The 21803-nt window shown below is 72.0% G+C and carries 17 protein-coding genes and 1 pseudogene; 1 reads left to right on the top strand and 17 read right to left on the bottom strand.

What is annotated here, in order from left to right; translation table 11 throughout:
* Positions 1-179: 179 nt before the first annotated feature.
* From ABD369_RS32200 to ABD369_RS32140, 13 genes and pseudogenes are all read right to left on the bottom strand, one after another.
* Entirely contained in the window at positions 180-3275 is a 3096-nt protein-coding gene (locus tag ABD369_RS32200; RefSeq protein ID WP_425557826.1) for a helix-turn-helix transcriptional regulator, read from the bottom strand.
* A gap of 137 nt (positions 3276-3412) precedes the next feature.
* The gene (locus ABD369_RS32195) at positions 3413-3613 is read right to left on the bottom strand and encodes a hypothetical protein (RefSeq protein WP_344640140.1); all 201 of its coding nucleotides are present in this window, start codon (positions 3611-3613) and stop codon (positions 3413-3415) included.
* 213 nt (positions 3614-3826) lie between these two features.
* The gene (gatB, locus tag ABD369_RS32190; protein ID WP_344640139.1) at positions 3827-5335 is read right to left on the bottom strand and encodes an Asp-tRNA(Asn)/Glu-tRNA(Gln) amidotransferase subunit GatB; all 1509 of its coding nucleotides are present in this window, start codon (positions 5333-5335) and stop codon (positions 3827-3829) included.
* 38 nt (positions 5336-5373) lie between these two features.
* A complete protein-coding gene (locus ABD369_RS32185; protein WP_344640138.1) occupies positions 5374-5616 on the bottom strand; it encodes a hypothetical protein in 243 nt (80 codons plus the stop codon).
* Positions 5613-7106 (bottom strand): Asp-tRNA(Asn)/Glu-tRNA(Gln) amidotransferase subunit GatA, encoded by a 1494-nt coding sequence (gene gatA, locus ABD369_RS32180; RefSeq protein WP_344640137.1) that lies wholly within the window; start codon positions 7104-7106, stop codon positions 5613-5615. Before gatA ends, ABD369_RS32185 begins: the two co-directional genes overlap by 4 nt.
* Before the next feature lie 6 nt (positions 7107-7112).
* A complete protein-coding gene (gene gatC / locus ABD369_RS32175) occupies positions 7113-7409 on the bottom strand; it encodes an Asp-tRNA(Asn)/Glu-tRNA(Gln) amidotransferase subunit GatC (protein ID WP_344640136.1) in 297 nt (98 codons plus the stop codon).
* Between the two features lie 286 nt (positions 7410-7695).
* A pseudogene (locus ABD369_RS32170) lies at positions 7696-9468 on the bottom strand (putative bifunctional diguanylate cyclase/phosphodiesterase); the annotation flags it as partial.
* 356 nt (positions 9469-9824) lie between these two features.
* Positions 9825-12089: an NAD-dependent DNA ligase LigA gene (gene ligA, locus ABD369_RS32165; RefSeq protein WP_344640158.1), complete on the bottom strand. Its 2265-nt coding sequence runs from the start codon at positions 12087-12089 to the stop codon at positions 9825-9827.
* A 31-nt stretch (positions 12090-12120) separates the two neighbouring features.
* Positions 12121-13128 (bottom strand): methionine synthase, encoded by a 1008-nt coding sequence (locus tag ABD369_RS32160; RefSeq protein WP_344640134.1) that lies wholly within the window; start codon positions 13126-13128, stop codon positions 12121-12123.
* A 59-nt stretch (positions 13129-13187) separates the two neighbouring features.
* A complete protein-coding gene (locus ABD369_RS32155) occupies positions 13188-13877 on the bottom strand; it encodes an SDR family oxidoreductase (RefSeq protein ID WP_344640133.1) in 690 nt (229 codons plus the stop codon).
* 27 nt (positions 13878-13904) lie between these two features.
* Positions 13905-14429: an LOG family protein gene (locus tag ABD369_RS32150; RefSeq protein ID WP_344640157.1), complete on the bottom strand. Its 525-nt coding sequence runs from the start codon at positions 14427-14429 to the stop codon at positions 13905-13907.
* A 73-nt stretch (positions 14430-14502) separates the two neighbouring features.
* Positions 14503-15642 carry a tRNA 2-thiouridine(34) synthase MnmA gene (mnmA, locus tag ABD369_RS32145; protein ID WP_344640132.1) on the bottom strand — a complete coding sequence of 380 codons (1140 nt, stop codon included), beginning with the start codon at positions 15640-15642 and terminating at the stop codon, positions 14503-14505.
* 75 nt (positions 15643-15717) lie between these two features.
* A complete protein-coding gene (locus ABD369_RS32140; protein WP_344640131.1) occupies positions 15718-16902 on the bottom strand; it encodes a cysteine desulfurase family protein in 1185 nt (394 codons plus the stop codon).
* A gap of 136 nt (positions 16903-17038) precedes the next feature.
* Here ABD369_RS32140 and ABD369_RS32135 point away from each other — a divergent pair, with 136 nt between their 5' ends.
* On the top strand, positions 17039-17860 hold the full coding sequence (locus ABD369_RS32135; RefSeq protein ID WP_344640130.1) for an IclR family transcriptional regulator: 822 nt from the start codon (positions 17039-17041) through the stop codon (positions 17858-17860).
* Here ABD369_RS32135 and ABD369_RS32130 read toward each other — a convergent pair.
* The 4 genes from ABD369_RS32130 to ABD369_RS32115 form a co-directional block, all read right to left on the bottom strand.
* On the bottom strand, positions 17796-18455 hold the full coding sequence (locus tag ABD369_RS32130) for a trimeric intracellular cation channel family protein (protein ID WP_344640129.1): 660 nt from the start codon (positions 18453-18455) through the stop codon (positions 17796-17798). The genes ABD369_RS32135 and ABD369_RS32130 overlap by 65 nt on opposite strands.
* 174 nt (positions 18456-18629) lie before the next feature.
* Positions 18630-19664: an ABC transporter ATP-binding protein gene (locus ABD369_RS32125; protein ID WP_344640128.1), complete on the bottom strand. Its 1035-nt coding sequence runs from the start codon at positions 19662-19664 to the stop codon at positions 18630-18632.
* A 29-nt stretch (positions 19665-19693) separates the two neighbouring features.
* Complete coding sequence (locus ABD369_RS32120) at positions 19694-20779, bottom strand: ABC transporter ATP-binding protein (protein ID WP_344640127.1); 1086 nt, start codon at positions 20777-20779, stop codon at positions 19694-19696.
* Positions 20776-21774: an ABC transporter permease gene (locus ABD369_RS32115; protein WP_344640126.1), complete on the bottom strand. Its 999-nt coding sequence runs from the start codon at positions 21772-21774 to the stop codon at positions 20776-20778. Before ABD369_RS32115 ends, ABD369_RS32120 begins: the two co-directional genes overlap by 4 nt.
* Positions 21775-21803: the final 29 nt, after the last annotated feature.

The following is a 21803-nucleotide window of genomic DNA, read 5'->3' as shown; positions in this document are numbered from 1 at the left end:
CGGAGCGGTTCCGCTACGCCGTACCAGTGTTACCAGTCGGGACACTACACCACTTCGGTCACTCAACGGCACACACATTCAACTTAGAGTAATGGCCTGTGCGTGGTGATGTGCCCCGTTCTCGGCGGGATCGCCCCGGTTGGCAGCGGCGCACGGCCGGGGCGCACGGCTCCTCTGGGCTACGCCCCTACGGGCACCAACTCCTCGTCCGCGAAGAGCCTCAGCCGGTGCGCGAGTGCCGCCGCCTCGCCGCGCGAGGAAACCTCCAGCTTCGCCAGGATGTTGGAGACGTGCACACTGGCGGTCTTGGGCGAGATGTACAGCTCCTCGGCGATCTGGCGGTTGGTCCGGCCCCGGGCGAGCTGCCGCAGCACGTCCCGCTCGCGCGGGGTGAGGCCGAACGGCTCGGCCGGCCCGCGGTCGGGCTCGGACGGGGGTTCCTCGGCCTGCCGCGGCCCGGGGGCGAGGCCGGCTCGGTCGGACAGGCGGGAAATCTCCCACTGCAGTTGACGGTTCTCCCGAGCCTCCGCCAACTCCCGCGCCTCGTCAAGAAGTTCGCCGGCGGCGGCGCGCTGCCCGGCGGCGGCCGCCGCCTCGGCGCCCCGGTACAGGGCGGTCAGCAGCGGCTCGGTGGGCCCGCTCCCGCGCAGCGCCTCGATCGCCGTCGTCCAGTGCACCGGACGGTCGGCCCCCTCGGCCCGGGCCAACTCCGCCTCCAGCAGCCGGAGGCAGCCGATCAGCAGCGGCACCGTGGGGCGGAGCCGGGCGGCCGCGGCGGCGAGCGCGGCGAGCGCCTCTGGCCGGCCCGGCTCCGCGGCGGGCAGGCCCCGGGCGTCGGCCTCGTTCGCCGCCCCGACGAGCAGCAGCGGCAGCAGCCAGCCGGCGCCGCCGTCCAGCAGCTGCCCGTCCGGGTCCGCGTACCGCTCGACGGCGGCCGCCAAAGCGGCCAGCAGCTCGGCCCTGGCCTGGAGCGGGCGGCCGGTCCGGGCGGCGATCCGGACCGCCAGCCGGGCGGCGGGCACCTCGTGCTGCGGTTCGGCGGCCTTGGCCGCGGACCTGGCCTTGGCCAGGTACCGCGCGGCACTCTCCGGGTCGCCCTGCTCCAGGGCGAGGTCCCCGCGCAGCCGGTCCAGGAACTCGTGGTGCGAGTCGCCGCCGGACCGCTCGGCCCAGGCGGTGAGCACTTCGGCGGCCCCGGTGGGGCGGCCGAGCACGATCAGCGCCTCGACCAGGTTTCCGGTCAGGATCGTCCCGGTGTTGGCCAGCAGGCCGAGCCGGCCGGCTGCCTCCAGGCCCTGCCTGGCCAGCCGCTCGGACTCGGCGGCCCGACCCAGCCCGAGCAGATGGCTGGAGAGGTTGTTCAGGCCCCGGCAGTACACGTCGGCGGCCAGCTTCCGGGACTTCTCGACCGCGTCGGTCAGCAGTGCCACGCCCTCGTCCACGTTGCCGAAGAAGGCGTGCAAACCACCCAGGGTCATCCGGGCGTGCTGCTCGACCGCGGCTGCGCCGGTCTGTCTGGCGATCTCCACCGCGTGTTCGGCGAGCGCGATGTCGGTCACGGCCGGGCGGCCCAGCATGTTGTGCGAGGCGACCAGCGCCAGCACCTCCGCCTGCACCGCCGACGGCCGCAGGCCCGCCACCAGCCGCTGGGCGTACTCGATCTCCTCGTCCCCGCCGGTGCGCTTCAGGTGGACCAGCATGCGCGCCCGGCTCATCCGGAACCAGGCCGCGCGCTCCGGGCTGCGCTCCTCGTCCACCAGCTTCAACGCCCGCTTGGCAAGGCTCAGTCCGCGTTCGCGGTCGCCGCTGCGGCGGGCGGCCACCACGGCCTCGGCGAGCACGTCCACCAGCTGGAGCCGTTCGCAGGACTCGTCGTGGCTGCCCGGCTCGCAGCTGCACGCCGGGTAGGTCTCGGCCCAGTCGTACGGGCGCAGGGTGCTCTCCAGCACCTCCTCGGAGACCTCGTCCCAGAGCTCCAGCGCCCGCTCCAGCATGCGCAGTTGCTCGGCGAAGGCATTGCGGCGGCGGGCCGCCCTGGCGGCGTCCAGCGCGGCCGGCAGGGCGCGCGCCGGATCGTGCGCGTGGTACCAGTAGTTGGCCAGTCGCGCCGGGCGCTTCTCGCAGCCGACCAGGACCTCGTTGGCCTCCAGCACGGTGGCGTAGCGGCGGTTGATCCGGTACCGCTCGCCGGGCAGCAGGTCGTCGGAGACCGCCTCGCGGACCAGGGCGTGCCGGAACCGGTAGCCCTCGCCGTCGGTGTCCGGGCGCAGCACATTGGCGCCCACCGCGTTGCGCAGTGCCTCGATCAGCGCCTCCTCACCCTCGTCCAGGACGGCGGAGAGCAGGGCGTGTTCGACGTAGGATCCGCCCTCGGCAGCGATTCTGACCACCCGTTGGGTATCGTCCGGCAGCGCCTCGACCCGGACCATCAGGATGTCGCGGAGCGAGTCGGTCAGCCCGGCGGGACAGCCGTCCCGGTGCGCGGTGGCGAGCTCCTCGACGAAGAACGGGTTACCCTCGGAGCGGCAGTGGATCCGGTCGACCAGGTCGCGGTCGAGGCCGTCGGCGCTCCCGCTGCCGAGGATCCCCGCCAGCTGTGCGGCGACCTCATGGCGTCCGAATCTGGCAAGTTCCAGTCGCTGTACCATCCGCAGCCGATCGAGTTCGGCCAGGAACGGACGCAGTGGATGGCGACGGTGCAGATCGTCGCTGCGGTAGGTGGCGACGATCAGGACCCGGGAGCGGTGCAGCGTCCGGATCAGATAGGCGAGCAGCTCGCGGGTGGAGCGGTCGGACCAGTGCAGGTCCTCGACGACCAGCAGCAGGGTCCGGCCGGCGGTGAGCCGCTCGAACAGCCTGGCGGTGTGCTCGAAGAGCAGAGCCCGTCCGAACTCGTCGTTCGGCTCCGCGCCGGTGTCGCCGAACTCCGGCAGCAGCCGGGACAGCTGACCCTCCATGCCCTCGGCGGCCCGTTCGAGTTCGGCACCGAGCGAACGGTGCAGCCGGCGCAGCGCGGTGGCCAGCGGCGCGTACGGCAGGCCCTCGGCGCCGACCTCCAGGCAGCCGCCCAACGCGGCGACCACGCCCTCGCCGCCGGCGGCCGCCAGGAACTCCTCCACCAACCTGGTCTTGCCCACCCCCGCCTCACCGGCGATCAGGATGGTCTGAGGCTCCCCCGCCTCGGCCCTGCGCAGCGCCGCGGCGAGCATCTCGGTCTCGGTGCCGCGGCCGACGAAGACAGGACTGATCGATATCTGCTCCACACCGGCGAGCATGCCATAGGCCCAGGAGGTCGACGGAACGGCCTTTCCGGCGGCCGGAAAACCCGGAGGGGAGGTGCCGTCGGCATCCTCCCCTCCCTGTTGCCCGCCCGCGGGTGCTCCCGGGCCGGTGCCCGGGCCGCCCCCCGCTGTCAGCATTCGACCGGCTGAGCGCTGTACCGGCGGGCGACCGGACGGCGGACGCCCCGCGCCAGCCGGGCGAGGACGCCCCGGTGCTGACGGGCCGTCCGGGCCGCGGTGCGGGCGGTACGGGCCTGGCGTACCAGGCGGACGTGCTCGGCCTCCCGACGCAGTTCCGCACCGCGGTGCTGGATGAGCTGGTACTCGATCATCTGGGTCTCCCCCTAGTGTCGGACGAGTGCCGGCCCCTTCGGCCGGTCCTCCCTCGTCCGCTTAAGAGCTTCCTCTCCCAGAGGGGTGCCCCGCATCGGGAGCATTCCTGATCCTGCCGACCCCCGGAACCTTAGAGAGCCCGTACCCACCCCCGGCAGGGAGTAGGTACGGGCTCAGATACCTAAGTAGGTACTAGCTTCGGCTAAGGATCCTTAGGCCTGAACGCCCAGACGCTCCAGGATCAGGTCCTTGACCCGGGCGGCGTCCGCCTGGCCGCGGGTGGCCTTCATGACCGCGCCGACCAGCGCGCCGACCGCGGCCACCTTGCCGTCGCGGATCTTGGCGGCGATCGCCTCGTTGTCCGCGATGGCCGCGTCCACGGCCGCGCCGAGCGCCGAGTCGTCGGAGACCACGGCGAGGCCGCGCTTCTCGACGACCTCGTCCGGCTCGCCCTCACCGGCCAGCACGGCCTCGATGACCTGGCGGGCCAGCTTGTCGTTCAGCTTGCCCTCGGCGACCAGCGCGCAGACCCGGGCCACCTGGACCGGGGTGATCGGCTGCTCGGCCAGCTCGGTGCCGGTCTCGTTGGCACGGCGGGCCAGCTCGCCCATCCACCACTTGCGGGCCTGGTCGGCGGGGGCGCCGGCCGCGATGGTCTCCTGGATCGGCTCCACCGCACCGGCGTTGAGCACCGCCTGCATGTCCTTGTCGGACAGGCCCCACTCGGCCTGCAGCCGGGCCCGGCGCACCCGGGGAAGCTCGGGCAGCGTGGCCCGCAGCTCCTCCACCCACTCGCGCGAGGGGGCGATCGGCACCAGGTCGGGCTCGGGGAAGTAGCGGTAGTCCTCCGCCTCCTCCTTGATCCGGCCCGAGGTGGTGGAGCCGTTCTCCTCGTGGAAGTGCCGGGTCTCCTGGACGATCTTCCCGCCCTCGTCGAGCACGCCTGCGTGCCGCTGGATCTCGAACCGGACGGCCCGCTCCACGCTGCGCAGCGAGTTGACGTTCTTGGTCTCGCTCCGGGTGCCGAACTTCTCGGTGCCGTACGGGCGCAGCGACAGGTTGACGTCGCAGCGCATCTGGCCCTTGTCCATCCGGGCCTCGGAGACGCCCAGCGCCCGGATCAGCTCACGCAACTCGGTGACGTACGCCTTGGCGACCTCGGGAGCACGCGAACCCGCGCCGGTGATCGGCTTGGTGACGATCTCGATCAGCGGGATGCCAGCCCGGTTGTAGTCCAGCAGCGAGTACTCGGCGCCGTGGATCCGGCCGGTCGCACCGCCGATGTGCGAGGACTTGCCGGTGTCCTCCTCCATGTGGGCGCGCTCGATCTCCACCCGGAAGACCTCGCCGTCCTCCAACTGCACGTCGAGGTAGCCGTTGAAGGCGATCGGCTCGTCGTACTGGGAGGTCTGGAAGTTCTTCGGCATGTCCGGGTAGAAGTAGTTCTTCCGGGCGAACCGGCACCACTCGGCGATCTCGCAGTTCAGCGCCAGGCCGATCTTGATCGCCGACTCCACACCGGTCGCGTTGACCACCGGCAGCGAGCCCGGGAGTCCCAGGCAGGTCGGGCAGGTCTGGGTGTTCGGCTCGGCCCCGAGCTCGGTCGAACACCCGCAGAACATCTTGGTCTTGGTACCCAGCTCGACATGGACCTCAAGGCCCATCACCGGGTCGTACGAGGCGATGGCGTCCTCGTACGGGACCAGGCTTTCGACGCTCACAGCGTCCCCTTCACTAAAAGTCTTGGCGGTGCGGGCGCTCAGCCCAGCAGGACGTCGTCGCGGCCGAGCTGCCGGAGCTCGCGCACCAGCAGGGCGGTGCCGGTGACCAGGGCCACCGCGCCGACCACGGCGTTGACCAGCATCAGCGTGTCGTTCTCGAGACGGGCCTTCTTGACGTCCTTGGCGATCCCGACCACGCCGAAGGCGCTGGAACCGATGGACAGCCAGAGCCCCGGCTTGCTGTGCTTGAAGCCCTTCGCCTTTGCCACGGTGCTGCTCACAGTGCCGGTGCCTCCTCCAGCAGGGTGTGTCCCCACTTGTCGTTGAGTGCGGCCTCGACGGCGCCGCCCACCCGGTACAGGCGGTCGTCCGCCATCGCGGGGGCGATGATCTGCAGGCCGACCGGCAGGTTGTCCTCCGGCGCCAGCCCGCAGGGCAGCGACATGGCCGCGTTGCCCGCGAGGTTCGAGGGGATGGTGCACAGGTCCGCCAGGTACATCGCCATCGGGTCGTCGGCGCGCTCGCCGATCGGGAAGGCGGTGGTCGGCGTGGTCGGCGAGACGAGCACGTCGACTCCGGCGAAGGCGGCGTCGAAGTCGCGCGAGATCAGGGTCCGGACCTTCTGCGCCGAGCCGTAGTAGGCGTCGTAGTAGCCCGAGGAGAGCGCGTAGGTGCCCAGCATGATGCGGCGCTTGACCTCGGGGCCGAAACCGGCCTCGCGGGTCAGGGCGGTGACCTCCTCGGCGCTGCGCGAGCCGTCGTCGCCGACCCGCAGGCCGTAGCGCATGGCGTCGAAGCGGGCCAGGTTGGAGGAGCACTCGCTCGGCGCGATCAGGTAGTACGCCGGCAGCGCCAGGGTGAACGACGGGCAGGAGACCTCGACGACCTCGGCGCCCAGCTCGCGCAGCAGCTCGACGCTCTCGTTGAAGCGCTGCATCACACCGGCCTGGTAGCCCTCGCCGGCGAACTCCTTCACCACGCCGATCCGCATGCCGCGGATGTCGCGCATCTTCGCGGCCTCGACCACGGCCGGGACCGGCGCGTTGATGGAGGTGGAGTCCAGCGGGTCGTACCCGGCGATCGCCTCGTGCAGCAGCGCCGCGTCCAGCACGGTACGGGCGCACGGGCCGCCCTGGTCCAGCGAGGACGAGAAGGCGACCAGACCGTAGCGGGAGACCGCGCCGTAGGTCGGCTTCACACCGACGGTGCCGGTGACGGAGCCCGGCTGGCGGATCGAGCCGCCGGTGTCGGTACCGATCGCCAGTGCGGCCTCGAACGCGGCCAGCGCGGCGGCCGAACCGCCGCCGGAGCCGCCCGGGATCCGGGAGAGGTCCCAGGGGTTGCCGGTCGGGCCGTACGCCGAGTTCTCGGTGGAGGATCCCATCGCGAACTCGTCCATGTTGGTCTTGCCGAGGATGACCACACCGGCGTCCTTCAGACGCGTGGTCAGCGTGGCGTCGTACGGCGGGATCCAGCCTTCGAGGATCTTGGAACCGCAGGTGGTCGGGACGCCCTTGGTGGTGAAGACGTCCTTCAGGGCCAGCGGGACACCGGCCAGCGGGCCCAGCTCCTCGCCCTTGGCGCGCTTCTCGTCGACGGCCTTGGCGGCCTTGAGCGCGCCCTCGGTGTCGACGTGCAGGAAGGCGTTGACCTTCTGGTCGACGGCGCCGATCCGGTCCAGGTGGGCCTGGGTCACCTCGACCGCGCTCACCTCGCCCTTGGCGATGGCGGCGGCGGTGTCGGCGGCGGTGTAACGGTAGAGATCAGTCACGGCTGGTCAGTCCTCCCCGAGGATCTGCGGCACACGGAAACGCTGCTCCTCGGCGGCCGGGGCGCCGGAGAGCGCCTGTTCCGGGGTGAGCGACTGTCGCACCTCGTCCGCCCGCATGACGTTGGTCAGCGGAAGCGGGTGGGAGGTCGGCGGGACGTCCTGTCCGGCGACCTCGGAAACGCGGGCGACCGCGCCGATGATCACGTCGAGCTGCTCGGCGAAGTGGTCCAGCTCTTCGGCCTGCAACTCAAGACGCGACAGCCGAGCGAGGTGGGCGACCTCCTCGCGCGTGATGCCAGGCATGCAGCGATCCTCAAGGTGAGTTCTGGATGAGGCCGGGCACCGGGTGCCCGACCCGGGGCGGGGGTTTTGGGGCACACCCGTCCTCTTGGTCTAGGCACATCCTATTGGGTAGCCGTTCGGCGCCCGCCTCGACTTATTGCGGGTCCCCGGTCCGGCGGGGCCGTCCGGAGCAACCGGACTGCCTCCGGGAGCACGGCACGGTGGACCTGCGGGGCACGGGGAGCCGTGCAGCCGGCCCGGCACCGGGCCGCGGGGTGTCCCGTGCCGCCCCCGCGGCCCCGGGGTGCTACTCGGGCTGGGCGGCGGTGGGAACGGCCTGACCGACGGTGGGAACGGCCTGGCCGACGGTCGGGAAGGGCTGGCCCACACCCGGGAAGGGCTGGCCGATGGCGGAGAAGTGCTGGGCGACGCTCGGGACGGCCTGGGCGACGCTCGGGACGGCCTGGGCGACGCTCGGGACCGCCGGAACGGTCTGGCCGACGGCCGGGCGGGGCTTGGGGACCGGCGGGGCGGCCACCAGCCCGCCCGGAACGGGGGTGTCTACCGTGCGGTGCACCATCAGCCAGGCGGTGGCCTGGTCGGCCGGGAGGGCGGCGGACACCAACCACCCCTGCACCGCGTCCACTCCCAGCCCGTGCAGCTGCTCCCAGGTCTCGTCGTCCTCGACGCCCTCGGCGACCACGGTCAGCCCGAGCGAGTGCGCCAGTTCGACCGAGCAGCGGACCACGGCGGCGTCGTGGTCGTCGGCGACCATCCGGGAGACGAAGGAGCGGTCTATCTTCAGCTCGCCGACCGGCAGGCTGCGCAGCCGTACCAGCGAGGAGTGCCCGGTGCCGAAGTCGTCCAGCGACATGCCCACGCCGTACCTGCGCAGTTCGGCGAGGGTGTCGGCGGCGAGCCGCGAGTCGTCCAGCAGCAGCCGCTCGGTGATCTCCAGTTGGAGGGCGTGCGCGGGGACCTGGTTCCGGTCGAGGTGGGCGGCGACCCGGCCGGCGAAGCCGGGGTTGAGCACGTCGCGGGGCGAGACGTTGACCGCGACCTGGACCTGGAGGCCCTGGGCCCGCCAGGCGGCGAGCTGGCCGACGGCCGCCTCGAGCACGTAGTCGGTGAGCCGTGGCATCAGGCCGCTGGACTCGGCCAGCCCGATGAACTCGTCCGGCGGCACCTTGCCCTGCCCGGGCCGCTCCCAGCGCAGCAGGGCTTCCAGGCCGACCACCCGGCCGTCGAAGGCCACCTTGGGCTGGTAGTGCAGCAGCACCTCACCGGTCTCCAGGGCCCGGCGCAGGTCGCCGAGCAGGCCGATCCGGTACGGGGTGTCGATGTCGCGGGCCTCGTCGTACTGCTCGACGCCGCTGCGCCGGTGCTGGGCGTGGCCCATCGCCACGTCGGCACGGCGCAGCAGGGCCTCGGCGTCCTGCGCGTGCTCGGGGTAGACGCAGACCCCGGCGCTGGCCTCCAGGACCAGCAGCAGGCCGTCGAGCCTGATCGGTGCGGCGAGTTCGGCGATCAGCGCCTTGGCCACCCGCTCCAGGGTCTCCGGGCGGCCGACGCCGGGCAGCAGGACGGCGAACTCGTCGCCGCCGAGCCGGGCGACCACCGGCCGGCCGCCGTTCTGCATGGTCGGCGGGAGGCTGGAGAAGACGTCGTCCGGGTCGTCCCGGCCCGGATGCCCGCCGTGGTGGTGGGAGCCGGTGCGGAGCGCGCGGTGCAGCCGGCGGGCGATGTGGACCAGTAAGCGATCGCCTGCGGTATGCCCGAGCGCGTCATTGAGCGATCGGAAACGGTCCAGATCGAGCAGGATCAGCCCAACGCTGTAGTCCTCCTCACCGTCGTGCTCGGCTATCGCCTCCTGGGCCGCCAGCAGCAGCGCATGGCGGTTCGGCAGATCGGTGAGCGGGTCGGTGAGCTGGTCCCGGGCGCGGTCCCGTGCCATCCGCCAGGCGGCGACCAGCACGGCCAGCGGCACCGCGAAGAGCGGCAGCAGCTCGGGCTCGTACCGGTAGACCAGCACGGCCAGCGGTATGAGCGGCGCGGCGCCGGCCAGCAGCACGCCGAGCAGCAGGACCGCACCTGCCACCCCCTGCGGCGGGCGTGTGGGCGCACCGCCGGTCGTACGATCCATATGCCCTGTCCTCCGTCGGGCCCGCCCCGTCAGGCCGCCTTTCGGTGCGGCACCTGCTGGTGCCGGTGGGCGCCAGTTGACGGGGCGTCCCCTGCGGAACCGGCCTGGAAGTCCGATGCCGCCAACCCCTGCTGACACTCTGTTGCGCACCAGGGTATGCCGACGTACGCCGAGAGGGCGGACTTTCGGACATCCCTGAGCGCGCCACCCGTCGATGGATGCCGCTCAGTGACAGAATGCCCTCTTTCCTGAGCAGGAACCCGGGTGACGCGGCATCAGGACGGTAACGGGGGTCAGCTCTCCGGGGCCTCCTCGGCCGGGGAGGCCAGCCCCAGGTGGGCCCGGGCGGCCTCGGGCCCCTGGTCGAGCAGGACCGCGAAACCCGCGTCGTCCAGCACCGGAAGGCCGAGCTGGACCGCCTTGTCGTACTTGGACCCGGGGTTGTCACCGACCACGACGAAATCTGTCTTCTTCGAGACAGACCCTGTCACCTTCGCACCGCGTGAGGTCAGTGCCTCCTTGGCGCCGTCCCTGGTGTGGCCGGCCAGCGTGCCCGTCACCACCACGGTGAGGCCCTCCAGCGGACGCGGCCCCTTGGTCTCGGCCGCCTCCTCGGTGAACCGGACCCCGGCCGCCCGCCACTTCTCCAGGATCTCCCGGTGCCAGTCCTCCTCGTACCACTCCTTGATGGAGCGGGCGATGATCGGGCCGACCCCCTCGGTGGCGGCCAGTTGCTCCTCGCTCGCCGCGAAGACCGCGTCCAGGTCGCGGAACTCGCGGGCCAGCGCCTGGGCGGCCACCGGGCCGACGTGACGGATCGACAGGCCGTTGAGGTAGCGCCAGAGCGGGCGGTCCTTGGCCTTGTCCAGGTTCTCCAGCAGGAGACCGGCGGTCTTCTTCGGCTCGCCCCTGAGATTGGCGAAGAAGGTGACCACCTTCTCCCTGCCCGTCCGGTCGTCCAGCTTGGGCATGCCGGACTTCTGATCGCGGACCATCACCTTGATCGGGAGCAGCTGTTCCCGAGTGAGACCGAAGATGTCCCCCTCGTTCCCGACCGGCGGCTCGGCGGGCTCCAGCGGCTGGGTGAGCGCGGTCGCCGCGACGTAGCCCAGGCCATCGATGTCCAGCGACTCGCGCCCGCCCAGGTAGGCGATCCGCTCGCGGATCTGGGCCGGGCAGCTACGGGCGTTGGGGCAGCGCAGGTCGATGTCGCCCTCGGACATCGGGCGCAGTTCGGTGCCGCACTCGTGGCAGTGCGAGGGCATCACGAACTCTTCTTCGGTGCCGTCCCGCAGGTCCTCCACCGGGCCGAGGATCTCCGGGATCACGTCGCCCGCCTTGCGCAGCACGATGGTGTCGCCCAGCAGCACGCCCTTGGCCTTGACCACCTGCTGGTTGTGCAGCGTGGCGTACTGCACCATCGAACCGGCGACCTTGACCGGCTCGGCCAGCACCGCGAACGGGGTGGCCCGGCCGGTGCGGCCGATGCCGACCTGGATGCTCGCCAGTTTGCCGGTGACCTCCTCCGGCGGGTACTTCCAGGCGATCGCCCAGCGGGGCGACTTGGAGGTGGCGCCGAGCCGGCCCTGCAGGGCGATCTCGTCCACCTTGACGACCACGCCGTCGATCTCGTGCTCGACCGAGTGCCGCTGCTCGCCGTAGTGCCTGATGAACGCCCGCACCTCGTCGAGGGTTTCGACCACCGTGTTGTGCCGGGCGGTGGGCAGGCCCCAGTCGTGCAGCAGCTGGTAGGCGTGCGACTGGCAGTCGATGTCGAAGCCGGCCCGGGCGCCGATGCCGTGCACCACCATGTGCAGCGGACGGGAGGCGGTGACCAGCGGGTCCTTCTGGCGGAGCGAACCGGCGGCCGCATTGCGGGGGTTGGCGAACAGCTTGACCAGGGCCTGCGGGCGCCTGCCCTCCTTGGCGCGCTGCTCGTTCTCCTGCCTGCGGCGCTCGTTCTCGGCGGCGAGCGAGGCGTTGAGCTCCTCGAAGGCCTCGGTCGGCAGGTAGACCTCGCCGCGGATCTCCACCAGCTCGGGGATGTTGTCGCCCCTCAGCTGGTGCGGGATCTCCTTGATGGTGCGGACGTTGGCGGTGATGTCCTCGCCCACCCGGCCGGTGCCCCGGGTGGCGGCCTGGACCAGTCGGCCCCTCTCGTAGGTGAGGTTGACCGCCAGGCCGTCCACCTTGAGCTCGCACAGGTAGTGGTACTTCAGGCCGTCGAGCTCCCGGGCGACCCGCTCGGCCCAGGCGGCCAGCTCGTCGTCGTCCATCGCGTTGTCGAGGCTCAGCAGCCGCTCGCGGTGCTCGACCTTCGCGAAGCCCTCGGCCGGCGCGCCACCGACCTTCTGGGTGGGCGAGTCCGGGGTGACCAGCACCGGGTGCTCGGCCTCGATCGCCTCCAGCTCGCGCATCAACCGGTCGAACTCGGCGTCGCTGATCGTCGGCGCGTCCTGCTCGTAGTAGCGGACGCGGTGCTCCTCGATCTCGACTGCCAGCTCGGCGTGCCGCTTGCGCACCTCCGCCGGCACGTCCTCCCAGCCCTCGACAGCCACCACGCCGCCCTCCTACATCTCAACTACCGTGCTACTCCGGGTTGTCCACCAGGCTCTGCGCCGCCTTCACACTGAGTGACAGTGCCCTGCGCGCGTACCCGGGAGAGGCCCCCGCCAGCCCGCAGGTCGGTGTCACCAGCACCCGGCGGCCCAGCAGCTCCGGAGCGAACCCGAGCCTGCGCCACAACCTCCTGACAACCTGGACACTACCGGCCGGGTCCGACAATCCCGCGTCGGTGGACGGCACCACACCGGCGAGGATCGCCGTGCCCGCCTCCACCGCCTCGCCCAGGTCCTCGTCCTCACGCTCCGTCAGCAGCGAGAAGTCCAGCGACACCCCGGCCACCCCGGCCCGGCGCAGCAGCGCCAGCGGCACCTGCGGGGCGCAGCAGTGCACCACCACCGGCACGTCCAGGCCGCGGACCAGGCCGCGCAGCTGCTCCTCGGCCACCTGCCGGTCCACCGCGCGCAGCCGCTGGAAGCCGCTGGCGGTCTTCACCGCGCCCGCCAGTACGGCGGGCAGCGAGGGCTCGTCCAGCTGCAGTACGGGCTGCGCACCCGGCACCCGCTTGCGCACCTCCGCCAGGTGACGGCGCAGTCCCTCGGTGAGCGACTCCGTGATGTCCCGGCAGGCGCCCGGGTCGGAGAGCGCCTTCTCCCCGTGCCTCAGCTCCACGGAGGCCGCCAGCGTCCACGGGCCGACCGCCTGCAGCTTCAGCGCACCCTGGTACCCCTGGGTGAACTCCTCCAGGGCGTCCAGGTCCTCGCCCAGCCACGAGTACGCCCGCCGGGTGTCCCGGCCCGGCCGGTCGGCGAACCGCCACCCGCTCGGCTCCACCTGCGCGAACAGCTCGACCAGCAGGCCGGCGCCGCGGCCGATCATGTCGGCGCCGGGCCCTCGCGCGGGCAGCTCCGGCAGGTACGGCAGCTGCTCCAGCGCGCCTACGGCGGTCTTCGCGGCCTCACGGGCATCGGTGCCTGGCATCGATCCGACGCCCGTCGCGGCGCCGATCAGCTCGGGAAAGGAGTACTCGCTCACGGGCACGAGCCTAGGCCAGGAACCCGGAGCCGTTGAGGCCCGCCCGCGGCGGCGCGGGCCTACCGGCCCGGACGGACCGTGATGTCGGTGATCTCGGCGTCGCGCGGCAGGTCGAGCGCGGTCAGGACGGAGGTGGCCACCGACTCGGGGTCGATCCAGCGGGAGGCGTCGTACTCCCTGCCCTCCTGCTGGTGCACCGAGACCTGCATCGCGGTCGCCGTCCGCCCCGGGTACACCGAGGTGACCCGCACCCCGTGGCCGTGCTCCTCCTGCCGCAGCGAGTCGGCGAGCGCCCGCAGCCCGTGCTTGCTGGCCGCGTACGCGCCCCAGTTGGCGTTCGCGTTCAGCCCGGCACCGGAGTTGACGAACACCACGTGGCCCTTGGCGAGCCGCAGCGAGGGCAGCAGCAGCCGGGTCAGCTCGGCGGGTGCGACCAGGTTGACGTTCAGCTGCTCCTGCCAGGCCTTGACCGGCAGTTCGCCGATCTCGCCGAGCTGGACCACACCGGCGATGTGCAGCAGCGAGTCCAGTTCGACCGGCAGCTCCTGGTGGCCGAACGCCCAGGACAGCTTGCCCGGTTCGCCCAGGTCGCCGACCAGGGTACGGGCGCCGGGGAAGCGCCCGCGCAGTTCGGCGGCGCGCCGGGCGTCGCGGGCCAGCAGCCACAGCTGCTCGCCGCGTTCGGCGAGCCTGGTGGCGACGGTGGCTCCGATGCCGGAAGAGGCGCCGGTGATCAGGTGTGCACCCATGGCAGGGCTCCTTGCTGGTGTGGGAGGTCAGGCTTCGAGGTGGGCCAGGGCCTCGGCCGGATCGGCGGCGAAGTGGATCAGCTCGGCGAGCGGGCGGGGCAGGAAGCCCTCGGAATCCATCCGCTCCAGCTGGGTGCGCAGCCCCTGGTAGAAGCCCTCGGTGTCGAGCACCACGACCGGCTTGTCGTGCAGGGCGTGCTTCTTCAGCTCCAGCACCTCGGTGACCTCGTCCAGCGTGCCGAGGCCGCCGACCAGCACCACCACGGCGTCCGCCCGCTCCAGCAACCGGGCCTTGCGTTCGGCGAGATCGCGCGTCATCACCAGCTCGTCGGCGCCCTCGTAGGTCTTGTGCGCGAGCAGCTGGACCGAGATCCCGACCAGCCGGCCGCCGGCCTCCTTGACGCCGTCGGCGAGCAGCCCCATCAGCCCGGCGTGCGAGCCGCCCCAGACCAGGGTGTGGCCGTGCTCACCGAGCAGCCGGGCGAACTCGGCGGCCGGGGCGGTGTAGCGCTCGTCGAGGGAGTACGCGGAACAGAAGACAGTGATGTTCATAGTGGTCACCAGGTGTACCACCTCGCGGACCCGCCGGGCACGGGGGTTTCGTCCCGTACCCGGCGGCGGCGTGTCACACGCCGGCGGGGCGCCGCTCGGTGGTGGCGATGGTGGCCGAGCCGACCACCCGGGTGCCGTCGTAGAGCACCACGGCCTGGCCGGGCGCGATCCCCCGCGCCGGGGCGGCGAGGCGGACGCGCAGCTCGCCGCCGGTCATCTCGGCGGTCACCGGGACCTCCTCGCCGTGGGCGCGCAGCTGCGCGGTGTACTCACCCGCGCCGACCGGCTCGGCCCCGCACCAGCGCGGCTTGATCGCGGTCAGCGCCAGCACGTCCAGCCCCTCGGCCGGGCCGACCGTGACGGTGTTGTTCACCGGCGAGATGTCCAGCACGTAGCGCGGCTTGCCGTCGGCGGCCGGGCGGCCGATCCGCAGGCCCTTGCGCTGCCCGATGGTGAACCCGTACGCGCCGTCGTGCTCGCCGAGCTTGGTGCCGTCGGTGTCGACGATGTCGCCCTTGGCGGTGCCGAGGTGGCGGGCCAGGAAGCCCTGGGTGTCGCCGTCCGCGATGAAGCAGATGTCGTGGCTGTCCGGCTTCTTGGCCACCGCCAGACCGCGGCGCTCCGCCTCCTCGCGGATCACGTCCTTGGTGGTGTCGCCGAGCGGGAACAGCGAGTGGGCGAGCTGGTCGGCGGTGAGCACGCCGAGGACGTACGACTGGTCCTTGGCCATGTCCACCGCGCGGTGCAACTCCCGCTCGCCGGAGGGGAGGTCGACGATCCTGGCGTAGTGGCCCGTGCAGACCGCGTCGAAGCCCAGCGCGATCGCCTTGTCCAGCAGCGCGGCGAACTTGATCTTCTCGTTGCAGCGCAGGCAGGGGTTCGGGGTACGGCCCGCGGCGTACTCGGCGACGAAGTCGTCGATCACGTCCTCGCGGAAGCGCTCGGCGAGGTCCCAGACGTAGAACGGGATGCCGATCACGTCGGCCGCGCGGCGCGCGTCGCGGGAGTCCTCGATGGTGCAGCAGCCGCGGGCGCCGGTCCGGAACGACTGCGGGTTCGACGAGAGCGCCAGGTGCACCCCGGTCACCTCGTGCCCCGCCTCGGCGGCTCGGGCGGCGGCGACGGCGGAGTCCACCCCGCCGGACATCGCGGCCAGCACACGCAGTCGACGGCCGTCATTGGGACCAGTGGGGGCGCCAGGGAACTCAGTCATGATGCACCCAAGCGTACGTGCTCGCGCGCGTACGGACGCGCGGTGGAAGCTCGGGGGGAGCTTCCCAGGGGCGCGTCAGCGCCGCGCCGCGGCCGCCAGACCGGCGTTGCGGGAGCGCCGGACGGCCGGCTCGATCGCGCCGAGCAGCGCCGTGACGTCGTCCCGGGTCGAGGTGTGGCCGAGCGAGAACCGGAGCGAGGCCCGCGCCAGCAGCGGCTCGGCCCCCATCGCCAGCAGGACGTGGCTCGGCTGCGGCACCCCGGCCGAGCAGGCGGAGCCGGTGGAGCACTCGATGCCCTGGGCGTCCAGCAGCATCAGCAGCGCGTCGCCCTCGCAGCCGGGGAAGGAGAAGTGCGCGTTGGCGGCCAGCCGCCCCCGGGCACTCGGGTCCCCGTTGAGGACGGCGTCGGGTACGGCGGCGTGCACGCCCGCGATCAGTTCGTCCCGCAGGCCCGCGACGAACTCCGCGTGCTCCTCCCGCCGTTCCACCGCGATGGCCGCGGCGGCGGCGAAGCCGGCGGCGGCGGGGACGTCCAGCGTGCCGGAGCGGACGTCGCGCTCCTGGCCGCCACCGTGCAGCAGCGGCACCGGAGTTGCGCTGCGGGACAGCAGCAGCGCGCCGACCCCGTACGGGCCGCCGATCTTGTGCCCGGTGACGGTCAGCGCGTCCAGCCCGGACTCGGCGAAGGAGACCGGGACCTGGCCCAGCGCCTGCACCGCGTCGGCGTGCATCGGGATGCCGAACTCGCGGGCGACGCCGGTGAGTTCGGTGATCGGCTGGATGGTGCCGACCTCGTTGTTGGCCCACATCACGGTGATCAGCGCCACCGACGCCGGGTCGCGCTCGATCGCCTCGCGCAGCGCCTCGGGGTGCACCCGCCCGTAGGGGTCGACCGGCAGGTACTCGACCTGCGCGCCCTCGTGCTCGGAGAGCCAGTGCACCGCGTCCAGCACCGCGTGGTGCTCCACCGGGCTGCACAGCACCCGGCGCCGCGCCGGATCGGCGTCCCGCCGGGCCCAGTACAGGCCCTTGACCGCGAGGTTGTCCGATTCGGTACCGCCCGCGGTGAGGACGATCTCGCTCGGCCGCGCACCCAGCGACAGCGCCAGCGACTCACGGGACTCCTCCACCACCCGCCTGGCCCGGCGACCGGCGGCGTGCAGCGAGGACGCATTGCCGACGACCCCGAGGTGTGCGCTCATGGCGGCGATCGCCTCGGGCAGCATCGGGGTGGTGGCTGCGTGGTCGAGATATGGCATAGCGCTGTCCAGTGTAGGGGCATCCCCGCAGCCTTGATCCCGACGCCCGCGCGCCGGAGGCGATTTGACCATTGCACGCCCGGGAACGCGCCGTTAGCCTCCTGCCCACTGCCAGGGGCACTGAGGGGTGGGCGGAATGTCTCAGACGGTCGACCGGGCGCTGACGATCCTCGCCTCGCTCGGCGACGGGCCCGCCTCGCTGGAGCAGGCGGCGGCCCGGATCGGAGTCCACAGATCGACGGCGCTGCGTCTGCTGCGCACCCTGCAGGAGCACGGCCTGGTGCACCGCCAGGCGGACCACCGCTACCGGCTCGGCGGCCGGATGTTCGCGCTGGCCCGGCAGGCGCTGGAGGGGATCGACGTCCGCCAGGTCGCGGCGCCCTACCTGGCCGCGCTCAACGAGCGGTACGGGCACACCGTGCAGTTGGCGGTGCTGGAGGAGGGCGAGGTGCTCTACCTGGACACGGTGGAGAGCCGCCGTCCCGGGCTCCCCTGCTCCTGGCCCGGCCCGACCGGGCGGATCGGCCGCCGGGTACCCGCGGTGTCCACGGCGGTCGGCAGGGTGCTACTGGCCGACCTGCCGGAGGACCAGCTGACGGCCTATCTCGAAGTCGTGGACCTTCCCGAGCATCCCCTGGGCGGCATCCGCTCCGTCGGGGAGCTCCGGAGCGAGCTGGCCGCGGTCCGGCGCCGGGGGTGGGCGCTGGACCGGGGCGGGCACCGGGAGGCGGTCGACTGCCTGGCCGCCCCGGTCGTCGGCACCGAGGGCCGGGCGGTCGCGGCCTGCGCCGTCCTGGCGCCGGTCCGGCCGGCCCCGACCGGCGAACTGAGCAGCCTGCTCCCCGAGCTGCTCTGCACGGCCGAGGCGATCTCGCTGGCGTACGGCGGCTCGCCTACTCCTCGCTGGTGCGAGAACCGTTGCGGTGCCAGGCGCGCGGCGCGCGCCAGCCGTACTTGAGCGCCAGCATCCGCAGGCCGAAGGCGGTCAGCGCGGCGGCCGAGGCGGTGGCGGTGCTCAGCCGCCCGATCGATATCAAGATCGCCACCAGCGCGGCGCCGACCAGCGCGGGCACCGCGTAGATCTCGCGGTCCCAGCGCAGCAGCGAGGGCGTCTCGGTGGCCAGGACGTCCCGGATCACGCCGCCCCCGGCCGCGGTCAGCATGCCCAGGGCCACCGCGGCGACCGAGCCCAGGCCGTAGTCGTGCGCCTTGGCGGTGCCGGTGACGCAGAACAGGCCGAGGCCCAGCGCGTCCAGGGTCTGCACACTGCGGTTGATCCGCTCCACCTCGGGGTGCAGGAAGAACACCACCAGACCGGCCACCAGCGGGGTCACGAAGTACCCGAGATTGGTGAACGCGACCACCGGCGTGGCCCCGATCACCAGGTCGCGCATGACCCCGCCACCCAGTGCGGTCGCCTCGGCGAGCACACAGATGCCGAAGATGTCCATGTTCTTGCGAACGGCCAGCAGGCCGCCGGACAGGGCGAAGACGAAGATGCCGACGAGGTCCAGCGTCTGCTGGACACCGGGCGGGAAGAGCTGCGAGGTCACCGTCAATTCTTACCTGGGCCGGGACCTGTTCTCGCACACGCTCTCGACCGGGGCGCCCGGGGCAGCGGCCGGCACCCGGTTCCAGGGGCCAGGGGCCAGGGGCCAGGGGCCAGGGGCACCCTCGCGCGGCTCCCCGTGCCCCTGGGCGGCACCCGACCGGCACCCCCCGGCCCCTTACTCGGGCGGGTTCTCCGGGAAGTGGCAGGCCACCTGGTGCCCGGTCTTCGCCGCCACCAGCTGTGGTTCCTGGCTCGCGCAGACGTCCTGGGCCTTCCAGCAGCGGGTGCGGAAGCGGCAGCCGCTGGGCGGGTTGATCGGCGAGGGGACGTCGCCGGTGAGCAGGATGCGCTCGCGGCGCTCCTTGCGGCGCGGATCGGGCACCGGGACGGCGGACATCAGGGCGTTGGTGTACGGGTGCATCGGCGCCCGGTACAGCGAGTCCCGGTCGGCGATCTCGACGATCTTGCCCAGGTACATCACCGCGACCCGGTCCGAGACGTGCCGGACCACCGAGAGGTCGTGGGCGATGATCAGGTAGGTCAGGCCGAGCTCCCGCTGGAGGTCGTCCAGCAGGTTGACCACCTGGGCCTGGATGGAGACGTCCAGGGCGGAGACCGGCTCGTCCGCGACGATCATCTTGGGCCTGAGGGCGAGCGCCCGGGCGATGCCGATGCGCTGGCGCTGGCCGCCGGAGAACTCGTGCGGGTAGCGGTTGTAGTGCTCGGGGCTGAGGCCGCAGAGTTCCAGCAGGTCCTGTACGGCCCGCTTCACCCCGTGCTCGGTCTCCACCTTCTGGAGCCGGAACGGCGCGCCGACGATGGTGCCGACGGTGTGCCGGGGGTTCAGCGAGGAGTACGGGTCCTGGAAGATCATCTGGATGTCGCGGCGCAGCGGACGCATCGCGCTCACCCCGAGGTGGGTGATGTCCGTGCCCTCGAACTCGATGGTCCCGCCGGTCGGTTCGGCGAGGCGGGTGACCAGTCGGCCCATGGTGGACTTGCCGCAGCCGGACTCGCCGACCACGCCGAGGGTCTCCCCGGCGTTCACGGTGAAGTCGATCCCGTCCACGGCCCGCACCGCGCCGCTCTGGCGCCGCAGCAGGCCCTTGGTGATCGGGAAGTGCTTGGTCAGGCCCGCCACCTTGAGCAGCGGCTCGCGATCGGAGGCCGGCGCGGGCGCGGTGGCAGTCGCGCTCTGACTGTCCGTCATGGGTGCTTCTCCTGAGGGGTGGTGCCGACTCACAGCCGGGGCGCGATCTCTTCGGCGAAGATCCGGTGCCGTTCTTCGGCGGGCAGGTGGCAGGCGGCGAGGTGCCCGGGCGCGGCCTCGGCCAGCGGCGGAAGTTCGCTCCTCGACCTGCCGCCGGTCAGTTCCGCGTACGGGCAGCGCGGGTGGAAGGCGCAGCCGGACGGCACGTTGATCAGGCTGGGTGGAGTGCCCTTGACCGGGACCAGCCGGTCCTGCAGTTCACGGTCGAGCCGGGGCATCGAACCCAGCAGGCCCCAGGTGTAGGGGTGTTCGGGCGACTCGAAGACGGTGGCGGCCGGACCCCGCTCGACCGACTTGCCGCCGTACATCACCAGGATGTCGTCGGCCAGCTCCGCGACCACGCCGAGGTCGTGGGTGATGATGATGACGGCGGAGCCGAACTCCTGCTGCAGGTCCCGGATCAGGTCCAGGATCTGCGCCTGCACGGTGACGTCCAGGGCAGTGGTCGGCTCGTCGGCGATCAGCAGCGAGGGGTCGTTGACCAGCGCCATGGCGATCATCGCGCGCTGGCGCATACCGCCGGAGAACTCGTGCGGATAGGCGTCGACCCGCTTGTCCGGCTGGGGGATTCCCACCCGGTCCAGCATCTCGACGGCCCGCTTGCGGGCGTCCTTCTTGCCGACACCGGGGTGGTGCGCCCGGTAGCCCTCGATGATCTGGGCGCCGACCGTGTAGTACGGGTGCATCGCGGTCAGCGGGTCCTGGAAGACCATGGCCATCTTCTGGCCGCGCAGCTGCCGGACCCGGTCGGGGGCGGCGCCGACCAACTCCTCGCCGTCCAGCCAGACCTCGCCGCTGATCCGGGGGGCGCCACGCTTGGTGCCGGTGCGGTGCAGGCCCATGATCGAGAGCGAGGTGACGGACTTACCGGAGCCGGACTCGCCGACGATGCCGAGCGTCCTGCCCTTCTCCAGGTCGAAGTTCAGACCGTCGACGGACTTGACCAGGCCGTCGTCGGTGGGGAAGTGCACCCGCAGGTCGCGCACGGAGAGGAAGGGCCGCTCCCCCACGGTCTGCTCCGGGGCGGGCGCGGGGGTCTTCTCGGTCTTGCTCATGCCAGCCTCACCCGGGGATCGACAACGGCGTACAGGACGTCAACCAGCAGGTTGGCCAGGATGATGAAGAAGCCGGCGAAGAGCGTCACACCCATGATCACCGGCAGGTCGCTGGCGCTGATCGCCGCGACCGCCTCGTAGCCCAGACCACGGAAGTTGAAGGTGGACTCGGTGAGCACCGCGCCGCCGATCAGGGCGCCGAGGTCCATGCCGAAGATGGTGAGGATCGGGGTGAGGGTGGAGCGCAGGGCGTGCTTGCCGATCACCGTCCGCTCGTTCAGGCCCTTGGCCCTGGCGGTACGGATGTAGTCCTCGCCGAGCACCTCGAGGAGGGTGGCCCGGGTGAGCCGGGCGTAGGTCGCCGCGTACAGGAAGGCGAGGGTGATCCAGGGCAGGACCAGGTTCTGGAACCAGGCGACCGGGTCGTCGCCGAGGTTGACGTAGTCGTGCGGGAACCAGCCGAGCTGGTACACGAAGATCGCACTGGCCAGCATGCCGGTGAAGTAGATCGGCAGCGAGACGCCGGCGAGCGCGGTGGTCATGGTGATGCGGTCCAGCATGGTGCGGCGGCGCAGGGCGGAGACCACACCCGTGGCGGTGCCGAAGACCAGCCAGATGACGGAGGCACCGGCCGCGAGCGAGGCGGTGACGCCCAGTCGGTCGAGCAGCAGCGGCCAGACCGCCTGCTCGGTCTTGAAGGAGTACCCGAAGCACGGAGCGGCGCAGTGGGTGACGTCGACACCGGTGCTGTAGTCGCGGCCGACGAACAGGCCCTTCAGGAACAGGAAGTACTGCTCCGGGATCGACTTGTCGAGGCCCATCTTGTGGCGGATGCCTTCGACCGCGGCCTTGTCGGCGATCTTGCCGACGTACAGCAGCGCGGGGTCACTGCCGGTGAGCTTGGGCACCATGAAGAAGATGCCGAAGGTGACCGCAGAGACCACCAGCAGCATGACGACGACGTTGACCAGCCGTCGGATGAAATACACGAGCACTGCGGTCGGCGCCGCCGGGACCGGCCGAC

Source organism: Kitasatospora cystarginea, assembly GCF_039533515.1.
Classification (GTDB): domain Bacteria; phylum Actinomycetota; class Actinomycetes; order Streptomycetales; family Streptomycetaceae; genus Kitasatospora; species Kitasatospora cystarginea.
Note: the sequence above shows the minus strand (reverse complement) of the source record. Positions and strands in the feature narration are given on the sequence as shown.

Excerpts from the sequence above, each read along its gene's own strand:
- ABD369_RS32200 (WP_425557826.1), bottom strand. The coding sequence starts at position 3,275 with ATGCTCGCCGGTGTGGAGCAGATATCGATCAGTCCTGTCTTCGTCGGC.
- gatC (WP_344640136.1), bottom strand. The coding sequence starts at position 7,409 with ATGCCTGGCATCACGCGCGAGGAGGTCGCCCACCTCGCTCGGCTGTCG.
- ABD369_RS32155 (WP_344640133.1), bottom strand. The coding sequence starts at position 13,877 with ATGGGTGCACACCTGATCACCGGCGCCTCTTCCGGCATCGGAGCCACC.
- ABD369_RS32120 (WP_344640127.1), bottom strand. The coding sequence starts at position 20,779 with ATGAGCAAGACCGAGAAGACCCCCGCGCCCGCCCCGGAGCAGACCGTG.
- ABD369_RS32140 (WP_344640131.1), bottom strand. The coding sequence starts at position 16,902 with ATGCCATATCTCGACCACGCAGCCACCACCCCGATGCTGCCCGAGGCG.
- ABD369_RS32125 (WP_344640128.1), bottom strand. The coding sequence starts at position 19,664 with ATGACGGACAGTCAGAGCGCGACTGCCACCGCGCCCGCGCCGGCCTCC.
- ABD369_RS32195 (WP_344640140.1), bottom strand. The coding sequence starts at position 3,613 with ATGATCGAGTACCAGCTCATCCAGCACCGCGGTGCGGAACTGCGTCGG.
- mnmA (WP_344640132.1), bottom strand. The coding sequence starts at position 15,642 with ATGACTGAGTTCCCTGGCGCCCCCACTGGTCCCAATGACGGCCGTCGA.
- ABD369_RS32135 (WP_344640130.1), top strand. The coding sequence starts at position 17,039 with ATGTCTCAGACGGTCGACCGGGCGCTGACGATCCTCGCCTCGCTCGGC.
- ABD369_RS32150 (WP_344640157.1), bottom strand. The coding sequence starts at position 14,429 with ATGAACATCACTGTCTTCTGTTCCGCGTACTCCCTCGACGAGCGCTAC.